Source organism: Streptomyces sp. 4N124, from assembly GCF_052245395.1.
Lineage (GTDB): Bacteria > Actinomycetota > Actinomycetes > Streptomycetales > Streptomycetaceae > Streptomyces.
On record NZ_JBQQBS010000019.1, the window covers coordinates 77,967 to 97,268 of the forward strand.

A 19,302-nucleotide genomic window follows, 5' to 3' on the forward strand; every position below is an offset into this window, starting at 1 on the left:
CGGGTGCGGGACCGTCGTCGGAGTGACGGGTGCGTGTGACCGTCGTCGGAGTGATGGCCGTTGACCGGCTCAGGGTCGCCAGGCATACCGGATATCGGGCTCCCGCTCCTCGTTGCCGCTGCCGTCGGTGCGGTGGACCTCCGCGAACCCGTGCCGTTCGTAGAAGCGCTGGGCGGGGTGGTTGACCTGGAAGGCCCACAGGGTGAGGCCGGTGGGGCTGAGTTCCTTGGCCAGCGCGACGAAGCGGTCCCCGATGCCCTGCCCGCGCCAATCGGGGTCGAGATACAGCGCGTTCATCTCCTCGCCGTCCAAGGTCATCATGCCGACGACCACACCCGCGCCCTCGCGCCCGCTGTCGCACTCGACCGTGGCCTCCGCGACCCAGGTCGTGCCCCGCGGTATCACCACGTCCCGGATGTACGCGCGTACCTCGTCGTCGGAGTGGGCCCGCCGGACGGTGGGCAGGGCGGCGCTGTAGGAGCGCAGCCAGACGGCCGCCACGGCGGGGGCATCCGGGGCGGAGGCCCGACGGAGCACGACGGACGTCATGAGCTCCCCTTCCGGTTCCGGGACAACGACGGACGTCATCAGCCCGCCTCTTCCGGCTCAGGGACGACGGCCGTCGCCGTGATCTCGACCAGCTGTCCGGTGTAGCCGAGGCAGGCGACGCCGAGGAGCGTGGACGAGTGCGGTCCCGTACTGAGCCCCGACGCCTCGACGACGTCCCACACGGCGGACAGCACCGCGGTCTCACCGCTGACGACATACACGTCGGTCGACACGACATGGGCCAAGTCGCTCCCGACCGCCCGCAGTTGCTCACGCAGATTGGCGATCACCTGCTCGGCCTGCCGTACGGGATCCCCCTCCCCGACCAGCTTCCCCTCAGCGTCGAGCGGCACGGCACCGGCAAGAAACGCGAGCTTCGTGCCGGCCTCGACGACGGAGGCGTGGGAGTAGGTCGGCGGAGGAAAGAGACTCGGGACGGTGACGCGCTGGATCACGGCGGCTCCTCGTACGGTGAACGGCCAACCTGCCGATCATCCGTGCTGTCACCCGGGCAGGGCATCTGAATTTCCTCGCTCCCCGAACGGCACCAATGGCCAACCTCGCACCGCGAGATACAGCGCCAGTGTCGAGCGCGCATACAGGCGTACGACATCGCGCTCGTCCCGCATACGCCGATACCGCTCGGTCTCCCGCAGACGGAACCCGCGCCGTGTTCCCGACCGCCCTCGTCCCTCTCCAGCATCGTCATCGCGCACCCCCGTAGCGCTCTCGTCCGTCACGCTCTGTGACGACGAGATCAATTAGAGCGCACGGCACTGACAATCGGCCTGGACACCGACACCGGCACGACCGCCGTGCGTCGCCCCCGCCGTCACCCCGCCCTACGGCGGCCGTATTTGCGTCGCGGAGGGGAGGGCGATGTGCCTAACCTGCGGCTGCTGTCCGACCACGCTCCCCACCCGATGGAGCCTCGCGTGCCCGTTCTCACCGACGCCGCGTTCCTCGACACCACCGCCGACCGCCTGGCCTCCCTGCCCACGGTCCGGGCCGTGGCCCTCGGCGGCTCCCGCGCCCAGGGCACGCACACGTCGGAGAGTGACTGGGATCTGGCCGTGTATTACCGCGGCTCCTTCGACCCCGCAGACCTCCGCGCCGTCGGCTGGGAGGGCGAGGTCTCGGAGGTGGGTGGCTGGGGTGGCGGGGTGTTCAACGGGGGTGCGTGGCTGACGATCGACGGGCGGCGCGTCGATGTGCACTATCGCGATCTCGACGTCGTCGAGGGGGAGTTGGCGGAGGCGGAGGAGGGGCGGTTCCGGGTGGAGCCGTTGCTGTTCCATCTCGCGGGGATTCCCAGCTACCTGGTGGTGGCGGAGCTGGCGATCAACCAGGTGTTGCGGGGTGCGCTGCCGCGGCCGGAGGGGTATCCGGAGAAGCTGCGTCGTACGGCGAGCGTGCGCTGGTACGGCACTGCTCAGGCCACTCTCGGGTACGCGAAGGCCAACCACGCACCTGCCGGTCGCTTCACGGAGGTCGCGGGGGCGATCGCGACAGCGGCTCTGCAGACGGGACATGGGGTCCTGGCAGCGCGTGGTGAGTGGGTCACGAACGAGAAGCAACTGTTGGAGCGGTCAGGGATGCGCGGTGTGGATGATCTGCTGGGCGGGATGGGACGGCAGCCCGAACTGTTGGCTGCTGCCCTCTCCGACGCCGAGGCGTTCCTCGCGCGTCACCGCAGCTAGCTGGTGAGCAGAGGCTCGAAGAGCAGGGACCGGCCCGTTCGGGGCCTGATCGCGTCCCGATTGCGTTCATAAAGTACGTGGCGTTTCCACGCATCGTCACATCCCCGAAACGTCAAAGTCCCATCGCCTCCAAGAACCCGATCTACCGTGAACCTCACACCCCAAAGCCCGGCCACCGTCGCCCGAAGGCAAACCCGCGCCCTCGTCCCGACAGGAGCCCCGTGTCACGCCCCGCGTTCGCGTCGTTCGTCCTCCCGCCCTGGCTCGCCCATGCTCTCCGTGCTCAGCGCGGGCCGGTGCCCTGGATGGCGGTGACGCGTGGGGCGCTTTCCGCCGGGCCGCTCCTGCTCCTGGCCGTGCTGTTCGACCGTGCCTCCCTCGGTGTCGTCGCCGCCGTCGCCGCCATGTTGGCCGGGATCAATGACCGGCCGGGGAGTCGGCGGGCGTCTGTCAGGCGGCTCGGGGTGCCCGCGGTTGCGGGGGCGGGCGGGATGCTCGTCGGGACGTACGCCGGTCACAGCACGGGCGTCTTCGTGCTGACCTTGATCCTCACCGGCCTCGGGCTCGTCGCCGGAGGCATCAGTGCCATCGGCCCCGTCGCCTCCTCCGCCGGTACGCAACTGCTGGTCGCGGCCGCCATCGGGGCCGGGATGCCGTTGCCCGAGCCGGGGTGGGTGCGGGCCCTTGCCTTCGTCGCCGGAGCGGGGTGGCTGCTCGCGCTGCGGCTGCTCCTTCCCACGCCCGGCGCGATCGTCGGGGACTATCGGTTCGACGGGGAGCGGAAGGCCGTCGCCGCTGTGTACGACGCCGTTGCCGAACTTCTCGATGCCGTCGGGTCCTCCGCGGCGACCGCCCGTCGCGTCTCCCTCACCGCCGCCCTCGATCACGCGCAGGACGCCCTCGCCGGGCCACGGCTGCGGCGGTACGCCAGTTCCGCGGCCGAGCGGCGGCTGCGGGCGCAGTACGTTGCGGCGTTGCCGCTGGCCGAGGCGGCGACCGCGTTGGCCTGGGGTGGGGAGGGTGTGTCGGCGCGTGCCTCCGAAGGGCCGCGTCGGCTCGCTGCCGCCGTGCGCGGGAACACGCACACCGGGCCGTTGCCCGCGCCCAACCGGTCGGCGCCCGCGCTGCGTGCCCTCGATGACGCCCTTCTGCACGCTGCCGAGGTGTTCGACCAGGGCGAGGGCCGCGACCTGCACACCCGTCGGCGGTCCCCGCGGGCGCTCCTCCGCAGCGTCTTCGGGGCCGGCGGGCGGGAGTACGGGTTGCGCGTCGCCCTGTGCTTCGGGGCCAGCGCCGCCATCGCCCAGGCGCTGCATCACGCTCAGTGGTACGGGCAGCACGAGCACTGGTACTGGCTGCCCGCGACCGCCGTCTTCCTCGTCAAGCCGGACCTCGGGCCGCTCGTCTCACGCGTTCTGTGCCGGGCCGCGGGGACGGTCCTCGGGGCTGTCGTCTTCGCCGGGTTCGCCGCGGTGCTGCCTCAGCCGGGAGGGCTCATCGCGCTCGTGGCTCTCAGTGGTGCCCTGATCCCTGTCGCCACGCGGCACTTCGCCGCCCAGACCGCGGTCGTCACCGTTCTCGTCCTCGCCCTGGTGATGGTCGGCGGTGAGCCCCCGGCCTCCTGGAGCCGCATCGGCGAGACGCTGCTGGCCTGCGCCATCGTGCTGGTCGTGGGGCACCTGCCGATGCCGGGGCAGCGGGGTGGAGGGGTGCGGGCCCGGCTGGTGGCGGCGGAGGACGCAGCGCACGCCTATCTGACACACGTCCTGAACGGCTCAGACTCCCGCCCTCTGCGCTGGACTCTCCGCCGCGAGGCCTATCGCACCCTCGCCGAAGCGCGTACCGCCATCGCCCTCGCCGGCGCCGAACTCCCCACCCTGGCCCGGCACTCGGAGGGTTCGGACGAGATCGTCGCCGTACTCGAACGGATCGTCGACACGACCACCGCGTGCGCCGTACACCTCGACGACTCCGGCCGGCTCACCGCCCGGCACACCGACCGCCTGGCCGCCCTGCTCGACGAACTCGCAGCGCACCGAGAGCGGGCCGGCCTACCCGCGTCCGAGTTGCCCATCGCTGTCTAGCGCGTCCAACACCGTGTGCACCAGCGCCGTACCGGGTCCCGTCTCCCCACCCGGCCCCGCCGCGTGCCTGACCTCCCCCGGTCTCAGTTCCTCCCCGCACTCCGAGCACGTCACCCGCGCCTCGATCTGACCCCCGCACGTCTCGTGCACCAGCGTCAACGGCGGCCCCGCCACCGCCCGATGCCGGTCGCCCCACGTCATGAGCGTCAGGATGGCGCCGTACAACTCCCGCCCGGCGTCCGTGAGTTCGTACTCATATCGCGTGGGGCGCTCCTGGTAGGCCACCCTCTCCACGATCCTCTCGGTGACCAGGTGATCGAGGCGGTCCGCGAGGATATTCGTCGCGATGCCCAGGTCGGTGCGGAGATCCTCGTAGCGGTTCAGGCCGAGGAAGAGGTCCCGCAGGATCACGACCGTCCACGGGTCCGCGACGACGGTGGCGGCCCGCGCCACCGAGCAGTGCATCCGTGCGAAACGCTCACCTCTCATGCCCGCAGGGTAGTCCCTTGCGGTTAGCAAGGGACCCGCCTAACCTCTTCATGGAAGGTCACTTGCAAAGAACAAGCGACTCCTCAGGGGCTGCCCCATGTACCACGCCATTGTCCGCCGCAAAGTCCGCGCCCTCTGGCGCACCGTCGGCAGCGGCGCCGGCGGCTACCGGGAGGCCGTCGCCCTCGCCGCGCCCGACGTGCACTTTCGCTTCATCGGCGACACCCCGATGAGCGCGGACCTCCGCGGCCGTGAGGCCTTCGCCGCCTGGTTCGAGCGGTTCGAGGAGACATTCCCGGGGCTGCACCTCACGCTCCAGGACGTTGCCGTTCAGGGGCCGCCCTGGAACACGACCGTCGCCACCCGGCTGCATGTCCGTGGGACGCTCGCGGACGGCAGCCCGTACGAGAACGAGGTCATGCAGTGGGTACGGCTGCGCTGGGGGCACATGGTCGAGGACATCGTGCTCGAGGACACGTTGCGGCTCGACCGGGCCTACCGAAGGCAGGCCGCGGCCCGGGCTCGCGCCTAGCTGTCGGTGGCTTCCGTCCGCTTCAGCAGGCGGCAGGCGGCCTGGGCACGCACGCACACCAGGCCGCGCTTGCCTTCGGCAGTCGTCGCCGTGCGTACCTCCGCCTCGAAGCCCTGAGACGTGACGGCCGCCGTCACCGCCTCCGCGATCTCCCCGGCCCGTCGCGTATCCGGCGGCTCCCACGACAGGCACAGGATCCCGCCCGGCGTCAGCCACCGCCTCACTGCCGTCAGCTCCTTCTCCGGCGACCGGACCCAGAAGTGGTTCACGTTCACCGCGAAGACCTTGTCGAACGACCTGTCCGGGAAATCAGCTTCCCCCAGCGCCGCCACCCGAAGCACCGCCCTGCCCGCGGCGACGCACTCGCCGTTGCGCTGCCGCGCCGCCTCCACCGCCGTCCGAGAACGGTCGATGGCGGTGACGGTGCCCGTCGTGAGCCGTCCGCAGAGCAACGCGACCGCGACACCCCGGCCGCATCCGATCTCCAGCACCCGGTCGCCGGGATCGGGGTCCAGGATGTCGACGGTCCACGTCAGCCGCTCCGGAACGGACACAGAAGCCTCAGTCCCCGACCCGCACCCACACCGGCGCGTGGTCCGACCCCGGCTCCCCGCGTCGAGCCGCAGGGTCCGGCCCCACGGACGGCAACCGCGGCGTGTCCGCACCCGGCAGCCCCGTCCCCGCCTCCGACACCCGCCGGACCAGACGGTGGCTGACCAGCACGTGGTCGATCAGTTCACGCCGCCCGGAGTTGATGCGCGAGAAACGCCGCTCGGCCGGTATGAGCGGGGCGACGTCCCACAGGCGGGCCGCGTCTCCCTTGTCGCCCACCTTGAAGCCGGGCGTGCCGATCTCCGAGCCGGGCGGGCCGAGCAGGATCTGTGTGGTGGCCGCCTGCACCTCGTCGTTCAGGTCGCCCAGCACGACCACATCCCGCTCACGGCCGTCGCCCGCCAGCAACTCGTCCGCGAGCGCCCGCAGCGCCGTCGCCTCGGCCGCCCGCCGGTACAGCGCATACGCCCCGAACCGGGCCCGCTCGCCCTCGTCGCGCGCGTGGAAGCGGCCTCCGGGGAAGGTCAGCAGCTTCGACTTCAGATGGCAGACCGCCACCCGCAACGGCCCCGCCTGCGTCGTCGTCTCCACCGCCAGGAAGCCCCGGCCCGCCGCCGACACCGCTGTGCCGTCGTCGTCCCCTTGCACCGGGCGCAGCTTCGGCGGGAACGCCGTCGTATCGGCCAGCACCTTGAGCGGCGTCCGGCTGAGGAAGCCGACCCGTATGCCCCGGCTGTCGTCGTGCTGAGAGAGCGCGGTGTGCCAGGTGCCGCCCACCATCGCGATCAGGTCCTGCAACGCCGTGTCCTCCCCGACCTCCTGCACACCGAGCAGCGCCGGGTCGAGTTCCTTGATCACGTCCGCCAGGGCGGCCAGCTTCGTCTCGTACGCGGCCTTGTCCTTCGGGCCGGACGGGCCGCCGGGCAGAAAGAGGTTCTCCAGGTTCCAGGTGCCGATCAGCATGCCGGGCTCCTTTCCAGAAGCCATCGGTGCGGGCTGTGGTGAGGCCAGGGTGACCGCACGGGCCGCCCCGCGACAGGGCCGCGACGGGATGCGCGGTTCGGCTCACGTCACCGCACGACACCGTCGTACGTTGGCCCAATGACGCCTTCTCCCGTGGAAGCTGATCTCATCATCACCGGATGCACCGTCCTCGTGCACGACGATCACGAGCGGATCGGGTTCGAGGAAGACGCCGCCATCGTCGTACGGGACGGGCTCGTCGAGGCGGTCACCAGCGCCGCCGACGTCGGAGGGCTGGCGGCGCGGGAACGGATCGACGCCCGCGGACAGGTCGCCATGCCCGGGCTCGTCAACTGCCACACACACGCCCCGATGGTCGCGCTGCGCGGTGTCGCCGAGGACCTGCCGACCGAGGAGTGGTTCAACGACGTCGTCTGGCCCATCGAGTCCAACCTCACCGAAAAGGACGTGGAGTTGGGGGCGCGGCTCGCCTGTGCCGAGATGATCCGCGGGGGTGTCACCTGCTTCGCCGATCACTACTTCGCCATGGACGCGGTCGCCGCCGTGGTCGACGCATGCGGGATGCGGGCGCACCTCGGCGAGGCCTTCTTCTCCTCCCAGGGTCCTCAAGGGCGGGAGAAATCCCTGGAGTTCGCGCTACGGCACCGGGGAGGCGCAGGCGGCCGTATCACCACCACCCTCGCCCCGCACGCCCCCTACACCGTCGACGACGCCGACCTCGCCGCCACCGCCGCGCTCGCCCGCGAACACGGCCTCCCCGTCCACATCCACGCCTCCGAGAACCGCGACCAGGCCGACACCAGCCTCGCCCGCCACGGCCGTACCCCCATCGACGTCCTCGCCGCCACCGGGCTCCTCGACACCGACCTCCTCATCGCCCACGGCACCGGCATCCTCGATCGCGACCTGCCCGTCCTGGAACGCGCCGGCGGACGCATCGCCGTCGCCTCCGCACCGCGCGGCTATCTCAAGTTCGCCTGGCCCGACACCACACCCGTGCGCGCGCTGTACGACATCGGCGTCCCCGTCGGACTCGCCACGGACGGCGCCGCCTCCAACAACTCCCTCGACGTATGGGAGTCGATGGCGCTCACCGCCCTCGTCCAGAAGTCGACCCAGGGCGACCCGCGCTGGCTGACGTCCCGTCAAGCCCTGCACCACGCGACCCTGCAGAGCGCACGTGCCGTCGGGCTGGGGGATGAGCTGGGAAGCATCGCACCGGGCCGGCGCGCCGACATCATCCTCGTCGACCTCACCGGCCCGCACACCCAGCCCGTGCACGACCTCGCCGCGACCCTGGTGCACAGCGCCCGGTCCGCCGACGTCCGTACGACGATCGTCGATGGGCGGGTCCTGATGCGTGACCGTGAGCTGTTGACGCTGGATGTGCCTGCGGTTGTGGGGGAGTTGGGGGAGCGGCTGCCCGCACTTGTGGACCGGAGCCATGGGAAGCGCATCCAGGAGTACGACACGTGAGCGCTCCGCTGGGGGTGCCGTGATGGGTCGTCGGTTGTCTGCGGCTCCGTTGTGGCTGGTCGCGCAGTTCCCCGCGCCCCTTCGGGGCGCTCCAAGTGACGTGCTCCCAAGAAATTTCCTGAAGCAGCGATGAGTTCCGCCGTCGCCTCCGGTCACCACCCGAGAACGGACCGTTGCACTGGAGGGGTCATGTCGCTTCCGGAGATCGTGACGCGTGACGCATGGCGCGCGGCACGTGCCGAACTGCTGCTCAAGGAGAAGGCGGCCACGCGCGCGAGGGATGTACTGAACGCCGAGCGGCGTGGGCTGCCGATGGTCGAGGTCGACACGGAGTACGTGTTCGAGGGCGGCGACGGCAAGGCCACGCTGCTGGACCTCTTCGAGGGGCGGCAGCAACTCGTCGTCTACCACTTCATGTTCGCGCCCGAATGGGACGCGGGCTGCCGCAGCTGCTCAGCGTTCCTGGACCAGATAGGGCATCTCGCGCATCTGCACGCGCGCGGGACGACGTTCGCGGCGGTGTCCAGGGCGCCGTACACGAAGATCCTGCCGTTCAAGGCGCGGATGGGCTGGACGCTGCCCTGGTACTCGTCGTACGGCAGCGACTTCAACCACGACTTCGAGGTGACGCTGGAACACGAGGGGGAGCTGTCCGAGCGGCCCGGCGTCAGCTGCTTCCTGCGGGACCGCGAGCGCGTCTTCCACACCTACTCGACGTACGAACGCGGCCTCGACGGACTCGGATCGACCACCAGCCTGCTGGATCTGACCGCACTGGGGCGGCAGGAGGAGTGGGAGGCGCCCAAGGGGCGCGCGTCGGCTCTTGGTGCGCCTGCGGGCAGTGAGCGCATTCGGTATCACGATGAGTACGAAGACTGACGCACAGAGTGATGGTGTGCCCGAAATGCTGAGAGAGTCCTCACAGCCTGTGGTGGACGAGTGTCAACTACGTCTCAGTACCGTCACTTCGCGAGGCGTTCACCCCGACTTTGGCGTTTAACTCTATGAGTCAGCGCTACATGGAGGTGCAGGGTGAACGGGCGAACGGTGCTCGAGAGCTTTCCCGCAGGCGGGCCGCGAGGTTCCTGGCCGGCGGAGGAGTTCGCGCAGGCGCAGCGTCTGAAGGGCCTGCCCGCGGAAGTCGTGATGGACCTCGCCACGGACTCGTTCCTGGTGATCCTTCGGGGCGGTGACGCCGTCACGGACATCGCAGCGTGATGGCAGGCGCTAGCTCGCCTTCGGCACCGGTGTCGTGAACTGGTCCGCCTGGAGCGAGTACAGCTCCGCGTAGACGCCGCCGGTGGCGAGCAGTTCGTCCGGGGTGCCGGACTCCACCAGACGGCCCTGGTCGAGGACGTGCACCAGGTCCGCGTGGCGGACGGACGCCAGTCGGTGCGTGATGAGGATGACCGTCTGGCCGGTGGAGGCCAGGGCGCGGATCTTCTCGAAGACCTCCAGCTCGGCCCGCGCGTCCAGGGCCGCCGTCGGCTCGTCGACGATCAGGATGCTGCCGCGCCGGTAGGCCGCCCGCGCGATGCCGAGCCGCTGCCACTGGCCGCCGGACAGCTCGTGCCCGCCGCTGAAGTGCCGGGCCAGCAGGGTGTCCAGACCCCGCGGCAGATCGGCGACCACATCCTCGGCGCCCGCCTCGGCCACCGACGCGGCCAGGCGTTCCTCGGTGAGAGGCGCGGAGGAGCGACCGACGGCCACATTCACGCGAGCCGTGAACGGCCAGCGCTTGAAGTCCTGCGCCACCATCGCGATGCGCTCGGCCAGTTGATGCCGGTCCGCGCCCGCCGCGTCGACACCGTCCCACAGGATCCGGCCCCGGTCCGGCGTGTACAGGCCCGAGAGCAGCTTCACCAGCGTCGTCTTGCCGGAGCCGTTCTCGCCGACGAGCGCCACGATGCGGCCGAGCGGGACGGTGAGTGTGACGTCGTCCAGGGCCGGGCGGGTGGACTCACCCGGGTAGCTGAACGACACGTTCTCGAAGTGGATCTCGCGGGGTGCCTCCGGGAGCGCGTCGCCGCCGACCGGGATCGCCCGTTCGGCCGCCTCGACGTACAGGCGTTGCAGATCGCCCACGAACAGCGCCTCCTCGTGGAGCGCGTTGACCTCCAGGACGAGGGTGTCGAGGCTGGAGGAGCCGGTGCGGATCGCGATCACGGCCGTGCCCGCGACGGACAGGGCCATCGCCCCGGCGAGCAGCAGCCCGCCGAGCGTCGCGTACGTCGCCACCGTCGCGATGCCTGTCCACGCCGCCGCGAACAGCCCCGTACGGGCCGCCAGCCGCGCCAGCCGGGCCTGTTCCGCCTCCGCCGTCTCCGACATCGCCCGGAAGTGACGCAGCAGGAACGGGCCCACGCCGTGCAGCCGGATCTCCGGCGCCGCCGCCGGTTCGGTGAGCAAACTGCTGATCAGGTGTCCGGCGCGGGCATGCTGCACCCAGGTGTGGAAGGACTCGTACCGCCGCCGGGCGTTCGTCAGGGCGCTCCACGCGCTCGGCAGCGTCATCGTCGCCAGGAGCGGGAGCAGTGCCGGATGCAGGACGGTCAGCACACCGGCCGCAGCGATCAGCGAGATCATCGCGTTCACCACGCGGGTGCTGTACGAGATCATGCGCCGGGCCGACTGAGCGCCGTACTGCGCGGTGTCCAGCAGCTTGTGGAAGGTGTGGTCCTCGATCGCGGCCAGTTCCACGGCCGCCGCCCGCTCCAGATACCGCTCGGTGGCCACGCGCTCCACCTTCGGCTCAAGCCGTCCGGTGGCGTACGTCGACGCCGCCCGCAGCAGCGCCGATACGAACATCACGGCGGCCACCGTGATCAGCGCGGGGGCCGCTCCGCGCAGCCGGTCCTCGATGGCGCCGCCCGCCAGCAGCCGGCCCAGCACGCTGTTGACGGCGAGCAGACTCACCGCCTGCGCCATACCCCGGCCGACCTCGGCGGCCAGCACGGTCCGCGCGGCCCGCCGGTCGGCCTGCCAGGCCAGCCGGAAACTGGAGGCCAGCATGCCGGGCAGCCGTGCCACCATGGCCCGGAAGTTCAGCTCCAGGAATGCGTCACGGTGCTGGTTCCAGCCCATGTCGTAGCGCAACGGGCCGCCGAAGAGCAGCTGCTCGGATTCGGAGACTTCGGGTTTCTCCGCGTCGCGCTTCCTACCGACCACCGTGGACCTCCCCCGATCGTGGACGACGGCCACTATCGCGGGACATATGCGCCCGGGGGAGAGCGCAGACGGGAGAGGCCGAAGCACGCGGGCGTACGCCCTGTGCTTACGCGCTCACCGGCCGCGACCAGACGGGGGTCGTGCCCGTCACCCGGCACAGGGCCAGGTAGAGCGGGATCGGCGGGGTGTACGGCACCTTGCCGTCCGGCCGGTGGATCAGGCCCGGGGCCTGCGGGGCGTCCGGGATCAGCGCGCCGGTGGCATAGCGCACGGGGGCCGGCCACTCCAAGGCGTAGTCGGAGTCGGACGGAACGATCCACCACCAGTGCGCATCGTCGGCGTAGACGCAGCCCACGCGGGGCAGCCGGGGCAGCACCAGCGGGCCGAGACGGGCCGGCACCGCCACCGCGTCACAGCCGAGGGGGGCGGTCATGCCCTCGGGGACGGGGAGCCGCCGGGGTGCTGTGGGGGTGTGCAGTCCGCGGCGCAGGCGGACCACCGTGTCCAGGGTCAGCACCCGGCCGCCGCTGTGACCAGCGCCTACAGCCATTCGGCCCCCGCCCCGTGACCGTCGTGGGGGCGCGCCGCGTGGCCGTGGTGCTGCGGCGCCTGGTGGGCGTCGTACTGACCGTGTCCGTCGTACTTGTCGTGCGCGTATGTGTCGTGTGCGTGTGTGTCGCATCCGAAGGGCACGTGTCTGTACGCGCCATGTGGGTCGATCCCGTGTCCGTGCGCGCCCTGCGCGTCGGCCCCGTGCCCGTACCCGGTGTGCGTATCCCTGTCGTGCGCGTCCCTGTCATGCCCGTCCGCCGTGCCCGTGCCGCCGGTCGAGCCGCCGGACGGGCCCGGCTTCGGGCGGGCGCCCCAGCCGAGGTCGCCCCGCGGGCCCGGGACGGCCTCGGCGGTCTCACGCGGCAGCTCCGCCCAGACCACCAGGCCGGGACCGTGTTCCTGGGCGCCCCAGGCCCGGCACAGCGCGTCGACGAGGAACAATCCCCTCCCGTGCTCCTCCTCGGACCGCGGGCCGGCCGGGTGGGGCTCACCCGGTGCGCAGCCCTCGTCGCGGACGGCTATGCGCACCAGATCGGCACCGTCGTGCAACTCGCACACGATGTGGGTGCTCGCGGTGTGCAGAATCGCGTTGGTGACCAGCTCGGAGACGACCAGCGCCGCCGAGTCGCAGGTGTCCTCGCCCACCGACCAGCCGGTCAGCCGGGCGCGCGTCAGGCGTCTCGCCTGGGCGGGCGAGCCCGGATGTGCGGCCAGCTCGAAGTGGAACCGGCGCTCGGCTGCGGCCCCACCAGGGCCTCCTACCGGGGCCGCACCGAGGCCGAAGGGGCCTGCGGCGGCGTCTGTTCCTAAGGGCGCGGACGGAATCACGCTTGCCACTATCGCCCCGCCGTGAACACTTGGCAAGTGCCACTCTGAAAAATGCAGAGTGCTGTGTGACGCGGTGGAATGCCGTGGCACACTGCTCGCAACAGCATGTCGAGCGGCGCCAGTTGAGACCTCGAAGGTTGACCCAGCTTTTCGAATAGGTCTTCGAATGGCGCCGCCGGGCTGTCAGGAATCTTTTGTGGAGGTGGAGGGTGAGCGAGCCTCGGTCCGCGCCGACGGTCGGTCAGGTCGTCCTCGGCCGGCGCCTGCTCGACCTGCGCGAACGCGCGGGCCTCAAGCGTGAGGAGGCCGCCCGTATCCTCCGCGTCGCCCCCGCCACCGTCCGCCGTATGGAGATGGCCGAGGTCGGGCTCAAAATCCCGTATCTCCAGCTGCTGTTGAAGTCCTACGGCGTCTCCGAGGAAGAGGCCGACGCCTTTGTGCAGTTGGCCGAGGAGGCCAACAAACCCGGCTGGTGGCAGCGCTTCCACGACATCCTGCCCGGCTGGTTCTCCATGTACGTCAGCCTGGAGGGCGCGGCCGCCCTGATGCGCAGCTACGAACCGCATTTCGTCCCCGGTCTGCTCCAGACCGAGGAATACGCCCTCGGAGTGCTGAAGTCGGGCGCCATCGGCCAGACCCGCCCCGAGGACATAGAGCGCCATGTCGCGCTGCGCATGCAGCGCCAGGATCTGCTCACCCGTCCTGACGCGCCCCGCTTCTGGGCGGTGATGGACGAGACCGCCCTGCGTCGCCCCGTAGCGGGCCCGGAGGTGATGCGTGCTCAGATCGACAAGCTGCTCGAGGTCACGAAGCTGCCCAACGTGACGCTGCAGGTCGCCCCGTTCTCCAGCGGGCCGCACCCCGGCACGTACGGGCCCTTCGTGCTGTTCCGATTTGCCATGCCCGAACTCCCGGACATGGTCTACAGCGAGTACCTGACCGGCGCCGTCTATCTCGACGCGCGTGAAGAGGTGGCGACCCACCTCGAGGTCATGGACCGCATGGCGGCGCAGGCCGCTACAGCACATCGCACGAAGGAGATCCTCAGGGATCTCCGCAAGGAGCTGTGAATGGATCGCATCAAGCCGCGCCCTCGCGTCTACAACGGCATGCCCGCGCGGGACTTGGGCAGCGAAGGCTGGCACAAGCCGTGGAGCGGCGGTAACGGAGGCAACTGCCTGGAGGCGATGAAGCTGGCCGACGGCCGGATCGCCGTACGCCAGTCTACCGATCCCGACGGGCCGGCGCTGATCTACACCACTGATGAGATGACGGCCTTCATCGAGGGAGCGAAGGCGGGGGAGGCGGACTTCCTGCTGTCTTGAATGTCACATGTTATTGCTTCATCAACTTCCCTAACTTTGGTGCTGACTTGATCACTTTCCGTCTCACACGCTTACGGGGTGCCGCATGACCGGGCAGGACACCGGACGCAACGCCGTCGAGATCGACACCAGCAAGCCGCATCCCGCGCGGATGTACGACTGGTATCTCGGCGGCAAGGACAACTACCCGGTCGACGAGGCCATGGGCCGCCAGATGCTCGCCCTCGACCCGAGGGTCCCGGTGATGGCACGGGTCAACCGGGCCTTCATGCATCGAACCACCCGGTGGCTGGCCCAGCACGGCGTACGGCAGTTCCTGGACGTCGGCACGGGTATACCGACCGAGCCGAACCTCCATCAGGTCGCGCAGGAGATCGTGCCCGACGCGCGCATCGTCTACTGCGACAACGACCCGATCGTGCTCGCCCACGCCGAGGCCCTGCTGCGCGGCACGGACGAGGGGGTGACGGAGTACCTCCAGGGCGACGTCCGCGACCCGGACGCGATCATCGAGGGCGCCAGGAAGGTTCTCGACTTCACCCGGCCCGTGGCGCTCTCCCTCGTCGCCCTGCTGCACTTCGTCTCCGACGAGGACGGCGCGCAGGAACTGGTCGGCCGGCTGCTGTCCGAGCTGCCGTCCGGCAGCTTCCTGACGGTCACGCACGCCACCGCCGACTTCACTCCGGAGGAGTCGAAGGCGGCGGTGGAGAAGATGAAGGCCGCGGGTGTGACCCTGGCCCTGCGCTCCCGTGAGGAGTTCGCCCGCTTCTTCGCCGGCCTCGAACTGGTCGAGCCCGGCGTCGAGGTGCCCCACCAGTGGCACCCCGAGCTGGGCGAGCCGGTGCCCGGGCAGGACGACGGGGTCATTCCCGGGTATGGGGCGGTGGGGCGCAAGCCGTAAGAGTGGCGGGCGGGTTCAACGCAGGCCGTAAGAGCGGCGGGCGGGTTCAGAACCAGGACGCGATGCGGCGCGGTGCGTCAACCACGCGGCTGACGGCCACGACCGGCAGCGGCGGCTGCTCCGCCTTGTTGGGGCTGAGGTTCAGGCCGTAGTAGATCTGCTCGATCGACGGCGGTCCGACCGCGAGGTTGCGCCGGACCGCCTGCGCCGACGACTCCTCACCGGTCTGCACGAGGTAGGCCGCCGCCATCGTGCCCGTACGGCCGACTCCGGCACCGCAGTGCACGAACACCGGTCCGGACGCGTTCGAGACGATGCTGAGCAGGTGCTGCACCTGCTTGGGCGTCGGCGTCTGCCCGTCCCGGATGGGCAGGTGTACGGCCTTCAGCCCGGCCTTGCCGGGTTCGGAGAGCTGGGCCGCGCTCAGGTCCTCGGCGCGCAGGTCGACGACGGTGGCGAAGCCCATGCTCGCCAGCGCGCGGTATCCGGCGGGGGAGGGGGCGGCGCCCCGCCACAGCTTGCCGTCGGGGTCGACCGGCTGGAAGTTGTGGACGCCCTGGACGGTACGGGTGCCCGCAGGCGCCGGGGTCTCGGCCTTCGCCCAGTACGACAGACCCAGGATGCCGCCCGCGCCGGCGGCCCACAGGACGAGGTAGCCGATGACGACGCCGAGAAGGATCCGCAGTGCACGCCGCGACAGCGGGCGCTTGCGGAGGGCAGGGCGGGGCAGGGTTGCGGTGATGACAGCCATGGGCGACCCGGGGGACTAGGGGACGAGGGCGTTTTGGCATCGTAACCCGGGGCCTGTGATCATCTGTTCGATGTGTCCGTTTTTGTGCCCTATGTCTCAGTTGTCATGTCCGTCGGCGTGCTCGTCCGCCACGCCTCAGTCGTCATGCGCGTCGGCGTCGCCGATGCCGACCACCGTGAGGTGCGCTCGGTCGAGCGTCGTGTCCTCCAGGCAGCCGCGCAGCCGCAAGCGGTCGTGCTCGCTGAGCGCGGGCCGTACGGCTCCGGCGAACAGTCCGTCGCCCAGGTCGCCGAGGGTCGCATGGTGCAGGGGGATGGAGGTGGAGTCCCGGCACCGCTCCCAGAGCTGCTGGGCGGCGAGAGACCGGCGCTCTGTTGTCATGCTTGCGTCGCGGGTGTCGACCTGGAAGAGCACGGACGTCGCCCTGCCGGTGTTCTCCGGCTCCGCCCGGGTCTGGGTGAGGTCGGCCAGCCCGACGACGAGCGCGGCGAGCAGTGCGACGCCGACGACGATGACGGTGGCGACACGCGCCGTGCCCGCCTGGAAGCGTCTAGTGCCCGGCGGCGGCAGATCCTCCAGGTCGTCGCCGATGTCCGGGCCGGGCGCGCTGAGGACGGCCGCCCGCCCCGCGAGCCGCCGCTCCGCCGGACGGGACGTCGCCGTCGCCACCCGCTGTACCGCCCAGGCGAGCCCGGACAGCGCGACACCGGCGACCATGAGGACCGGCACGAAGACGTACGTCCGCTCGGCGGGGTCGTCCAGCCAGCGGAACCGGCCGTTGCTCTCCGGCTCGGGCGCGCTGGTGCGCAGCCGGGTCAGTACGTCCTCCTGCCGCGCGGTCAGCTCCCGCTGCCGCCGGTCGGTGTCACGTACCCGCTCCTCGATCCGGGCCAGCCGGCCCAGCATCACGATGCCGAGCAGCATGACCTCGACGATCAGCAGCAGCACCCCGCACAGGATGGCGCGCTGCCACTGCCACCGGTACAGGTACACGACCAGGTAGGTCCCGGCTCCCGCGGCGGCCAGGGCCCCGAAGACGAACGCGATGCGCCTCATGGCCCCTCCCATGTGTCGACGCCTCCGGTCGTCCCGTCGACGGTTAGGCGGGTGCCGGGAGGGAAGCGGCGTACGGCGTCGGTGGCGCCGACCACCGCGGGCAGCCCCAGCTCACGGGCCAGCACCGCCAGATGCGACAGCGGGCTGCCGGTCTGCGCGACCAGTCCGGTGAGGCGGGGCAGCAGCGGAGCGAGCGCGGGGTCCAGTGTCCGTACGACGAGCACCGCGTCCGGCGGCCGGGTGCCGGTCCCGTCCCAGACCGTTCCGACCGCGCGCCCCGCGGACACGCCTCGTGCGCCGTCCTCGCCACGGCGCCGGCCACTCCGCTCGGCGACGACGACCCCGCCGTCCGCGAGCCGGAACGCGTCCGGCAGCGGCGGCGACTCTGCCTGCGGCACCCGGTCGTGCAGATCGGCCGGGAGCGCGGCTCCGTCGAGGGCGGCGGTCAGCTCGGGCCAGCGGAGCAGCCCGACGCGCTCCACATCCAGGGCGAGTCGCCGGGCCGCTTCGCGGACCAGGCGCACCTGGAGCTCCTGTACCCAGCGGATACGGAGGCGGAGGGCTTCGCGGGGTGGGGGGTGGGGGCGTGGGGATGCGGCGGTGGTGCCGTCGGTTTTCGCGTAGCCATTGCTGTGTGTGCGACCGTCGGTTTTCGCGTAGCCACCGCCATATGTGCGGCCGTCGGCGTTCGCGTAGCCGTCGGTCCCCGAGCCCGCCGCCGTGCCCTGCTGTCCCGGAAGCCGGACGTTCCCCCGCAGACTCGGCGCCGTCAGCGCCAGTACCACCGGATCCGTCGCGGCGACGCGGTCGTCCGGCACGCCTCGGGCGCGGGCCGCCGCGAGGGCGGTCAGGGCCGCGCCCGCTGCCGTGCGGGCCTTGGCCTGTTCGGGCAGGAGGGCACCCGAGAGGGCTTCCTGGGCGTGCAGGGAGACCAGGACCGCGCGGGTCCAGCGGAGCTCGACCGTGAGGTCGGGCGTGGGCAGCGCGGCGGGTGGCGGAAGTTCGGTGAGATGGCGGTCGACGTCGGCCGTCAGGTCCGTCGCCAGGCCGGGCAGCGCCGAGGTGAGGCGGCCCACCCGCCAGGCGGCACCGAGCCTGCGCGCCCCCGGTGCCGGGTTGAGCAGCGCGAGCCACCGGTGCCTCGGCGGAATCGCGCCGAGCAGCCGCAGGTCGGCGGCGGCCCGTCCGCCCGCCGTGGTGACCACCGGTGTGGTCCGCAGCAGCCGGCGCGGCGCGCTGCCCCCGATGTCGAGCGCGGCGGCGAGCCCGCGGGCCATGGGCGCCACCCACAGGTCCTCCTCCAGCGGCTCCAGTTGACCGGGCAACGTCTCCGCGACCGGCCCGGGCCCGAGCAGCCGGGCCCCGCGCGCGGGACGTGCCGCCATCGCCGTGATCGGCCGGCTCTGGAACAGCCACAGCCGCCCGTCCTCGTCGAACCCGAACTCGATGTCCTGCGGCCCGCCGAACACCTGCCGTGCCTGCCGCGCAAGACGCGCCAGCCGGAACAACTCGGTGCGGGTGAGCGGCGAACCGGCCTCCGGCGCCTCCGTGCGCCGTACCCGTCCGCTCCTGCTCAGCCAATGATTGGTGCCCGTCTGCGCCCCGCTGACCAGGCTGTCCGGGCCGCCGCGCACCGCGCTCACCAGCATGCGGTCGGCCCGCCCCCCGACCGGGTCGGCACCGAACACCACCCCGCCGACCCGGGCCGTCAGCATGGGTTGCACCAGCACCGCCATGGGTGCCCTGGACCCGTCGGGCCGGTGCGCCGAATCGAGCACGGTCTGTACGGCCGTACGGAAGTCCCGCCAGCCGCGTACGTCGAGTACGGAGTCGAACTGGCCCGCCAGGGACGACTCCTCGGTGTCCTCCTGCGGAGAGGAGGACCGTACGACCAGTGGGCGCGTGCCGCCGTACGAGAGGTCCTGCCAGGCCTCTCGCAGGGCTCTAGGGTCATCGCCCGCTCTGCTGGGAATCACGAAGCCGGGGAGTACCGGCAGGCCGGCGCGGGCCGCGCGGGCCAGGTTCGCAGCCTTGGAACCCGTGAGGCGGGAGAGTGCGGCGGTGGGCTGCTCCAGGGCGATCACGGCCGGGCCGTAGGCCTCGACGGGGCCCAGGGTCACCTCGCCCCGGGGCTCTTCCCTGCCCCGCGCACCATCTCCGTGACGTTCGTCGATCGTCGTCATCGAACACCCTCCAGGACCGGCCGCCAACAGGGGGGACGCGCTGGGGTGGCCCTGCGCCTGACGGCGGAACGAAGGATGGGGCGGGTCCCTGTCGGGACCGGACGAGATCCGGTGACGGCAACGACGCGCCTCCTGGGATCAAGGATCCCACTTCTGTTGTCCAACATGACAG

At 71.2% G+C, this 19,302-nt stretch carries 19 protein-coding genes and 1 pseudogene; 9 read left to right on the plus strand and 11 right to left on the minus strand.

Going from position 1 to position 19,302, the window contains the following annotated elements; translation table 11 throughout:
* Positions 1 to 69: 69 nt before the first annotated feature.
* Positions 70 to 549 (minus strand): GNAT family N-acetyltransferase, encoded by a 480-nt coding sequence (locus ACTWQO_RS20845; protein WP_443238824.1) that lies wholly within the window; start codon positions 547 to 549, stop codon positions 70 to 72.
* Positions 550 to 587: 38 nt separating this feature from the next.
* Entirely contained in the window at positions 588 to 1,004 is a 417-nt protein-coding gene (locus ACTWQO_RS20850) for a RidA family protein (RefSeq protein WP_443238825.1), read from the minus strand.
* Positions 1,005 to 1,484: 480 nt separating this feature from the next.
* Here ACTWQO_RS20850 and ACTWQO_RS20855 point away from each other — a divergent pair, with 480 nt between their 5' ends.
* Together ACTWQO_RS20855 and ACTWQO_RS20860 are read left to right on the plus strand one after the other, a co-directional pair.
* Positions 1,485 to 2,249 carry a nucleotidyltransferase domain-containing protein gene (locus tag ACTWQO_RS20855; protein WP_443238826.1) on the plus strand — a complete coding sequence of 255 codons (765 nt, stop codon included), beginning with the start codon at positions 1,485 to 1,487 and terminating at the stop codon, positions 2,247 to 2,249.
* A 221-nt stretch (positions 2,250 to 2,470) separates the two neighbouring features.
* A complete protein-coding gene (locus ACTWQO_RS20860; protein WP_443238827.1) occupies positions 2,471 to 4,333 on the plus strand; it encodes an FUSC family protein in 1,863 nt (620 codons plus the stop codon).
* On the opposite strand, the gene ACTWQO_RS20865 is transcribed toward ACTWQO_RS20860, so the two are convergent.
* Positions 4,301 to 4,822: a winged helix-turn-helix transcriptional regulator gene (locus ACTWQO_RS20865; protein ID WP_443238828.1), complete on the minus strand. Its 522-nt coding sequence runs from the start codon at positions 4,820 to 4,822 to the stop codon at positions 4,301 to 4,303. The two genes, ACTWQO_RS20860 and ACTWQO_RS20865, sit on opposite strands and share 33 nt — an antisense overlap.
* Before the next feature lie 97 nt (positions 4,823 to 4,919).
* Here ACTWQO_RS20865 and ACTWQO_RS20870 point away from each other — a divergent pair, with 97 nt between their 5' ends.
* Positions 4,920 to 5,354: a nuclear transport factor 2 family protein gene (locus tag ACTWQO_RS20870; RefSeq protein ID WP_443238829.1), complete on the plus strand. Its 435-nt coding sequence runs from the start codon at positions 4,920 to 4,922 to the stop codon at positions 5,352 to 5,354.
* Here the strand turns inward: ACTWQO_RS20870 and ACTWQO_RS20875 are convergent.
* Positions 5,351 to 5,908: a class I SAM-dependent methyltransferase gene (locus ACTWQO_RS20875; protein ID WP_443238830.1), complete on the minus strand. Its 558-nt coding sequence runs from the start codon at positions 5,906 to 5,908 to the stop codon at positions 5,351 to 5,353. The two genes, ACTWQO_RS20870 and ACTWQO_RS20875, sit on opposite strands and share 4 nt — an antisense overlap.
* 7 nt (positions 5,909 to 5,915) lie before the next feature.
* Positions 5,916 to 6,869: an endonuclease/exonuclease/phosphatase family protein gene (locus ACTWQO_RS20880; RefSeq protein WP_443238831.1), complete on the minus strand. Its 954-nt coding sequence runs from the start codon at positions 6,867 to 6,869 to the stop codon at positions 5,916 to 5,918.
* Positions 6,870 to 7,007: 138 nt separating this feature from the next.
* On the opposite strand from ACTWQO_RS20880, the gene ACTWQO_RS20885 reads away from it, so the two are divergent.
* From ACTWQO_RS20885 to ACTWQO_RS20895, 3 genes are all read left to right on the plus strand, one after another.
* Complete coding sequence (locus ACTWQO_RS20885) at positions 7,008 to 8,366, plus strand: amidohydrolase (protein WP_443238832.1); 1,359 nt, start codon at positions 7,008 to 7,010, stop codon at positions 8,364 to 8,366.
* 189 nt (positions 8,367 to 8,555) lie between these two features.
* Positions 8,556 to 9,245 (plus strand): DUF899 domain-containing protein, encoded by a 690-nt coding sequence (locus ACTWQO_RS20890; RefSeq protein ID WP_443238833.1) that lies wholly within the window; start codon positions 8,556 to 8,558, stop codon positions 9,243 to 9,245.
* Between the two features lie 153 nt (positions 9,246 to 9,398).
* A complete protein-coding gene (locus ACTWQO_RS20895; protein WP_210575910.1) occupies positions 9,399 to 9,584 on the plus strand; it encodes a hypothetical protein in 186 nt (61 codons plus the stop codon).
* A 9-nt stretch (positions 9,585 to 9,593) separates the two neighbouring features.
* Here the strand turns inward: ACTWQO_RS20895 and ACTWQO_RS20900 are convergent, their stop codons facing one another.
* The 3 genes and pseudogenes from ACTWQO_RS20900 to ACTWQO_RS20910 form a co-directional block, all read right to left on the minus strand.
* A complete protein-coding gene (locus ACTWQO_RS20900; protein ID WP_443238888.1) occupies positions 9,594 to 11,450 on the minus strand; it encodes an ABC transporter ATP-binding protein in 1,857 nt (618 codons plus the stop codon).
* 190 nt (positions 11,451 to 11,640) lie between these two features.
* Positions 11,641 to 12,084, minus strand: a complete 444-nt coding sequence (locus ACTWQO_RS20905; protein WP_443238834.1) for a hypothetical protein — start codon at positions 12,082 to 12,084, stop codon at positions 11,641 to 11,643.
* Between the two features lie 233 nt (positions 12,085 to 12,317).
* Positions 12,318 to 12,923 (minus strand): annotated as a pseudogene (locus tag ACTWQO_RS20910) (ATP-binding protein); the annotation flags it as partial.
* A 200-nt stretch (positions 12,924 to 13,123) separates the two neighbouring features.
* Between ACTWQO_RS20910 and ACTWQO_RS20915 the strand changes: the two are divergent.
* From ACTWQO_RS20915 to ACTWQO_RS20925, 3 genes are all read left to right on the plus strand, one after another.
* The gene (locus tag ACTWQO_RS20915) at positions 13,124 to 13,984 is read left to right on the plus strand and encodes a helix-turn-helix domain-containing protein (protein WP_443238835.1); all 861 of its coding nucleotides are present in this window, start codon (positions 13,124 to 13,126) and stop codon (positions 13,982 to 13,984) included.
* Positions 13,985 to 14,239: a DUF397 domain-containing protein gene (locus ACTWQO_RS20920; RefSeq protein WP_301979101.1), complete on the plus strand. Its 255-nt coding sequence runs from the start codon at positions 13,985 to 13,987 to the stop codon at positions 14,237 to 14,239.
* Between the two features lie 85 nt (positions 14,240 to 14,324).
* Positions 14,325 to 15,140, plus strand: coding sequence for an SAM-dependent methyltransferase (locus tag ACTWQO_RS20925; RefSeq protein ID WP_443238836.1), 816 nt, complete (start codon positions 14,325 to 14,327; stop codon positions 15,138 to 15,140).
* A gap of 46 nt (positions 15,141 to 15,186) precedes the next feature.
* On the opposite strand, the gene ACTWQO_RS20930 is transcribed toward ACTWQO_RS20925, so the two are convergent.
* The 3 genes from ACTWQO_RS20930 to ACTWQO_RS20940 all read right to left on the minus strand — a co-directional run bounded on the left by ACTWQO_RS20930 (position 15,187) and on the right by ACTWQO_RS20940 (position 19,130).
* Positions 15,187 to 15,891, minus strand: coding sequence for a protein-tyrosine phosphatase family protein (locus ACTWQO_RS20930; RefSeq protein WP_443238837.1), 705 nt, complete (start codon positions 15,889 to 15,891; stop codon positions 15,187 to 15,189).
* A 135-nt stretch (positions 15,892 to 16,026) separates the two neighbouring features.
* Complete coding sequence (locus tag ACTWQO_RS20935) at positions 16,027 to 16,947, minus strand: hypothetical protein (protein WP_443238838.1); 921 nt, start codon at positions 16,945 to 16,947, stop codon at positions 16,027 to 16,029.
* The gene (locus ACTWQO_RS20940) at positions 16,944 to 19,130 is read right to left on the minus strand and encodes a PEP/pyruvate-binding domain-containing protein (protein WP_443238839.1); all 2,187 of its coding nucleotides are present in this window, start codon (positions 19,128 to 19,130) and stop codon (positions 16,944 to 16,946) included. The genes ACTWQO_RS20935 and ACTWQO_RS20940 overlap by 4 nt, the downstream gene beginning before the upstream one ends.
* Between the last annotated feature and the right edge of the window lie 172 nt (positions 19,131 to 19,302).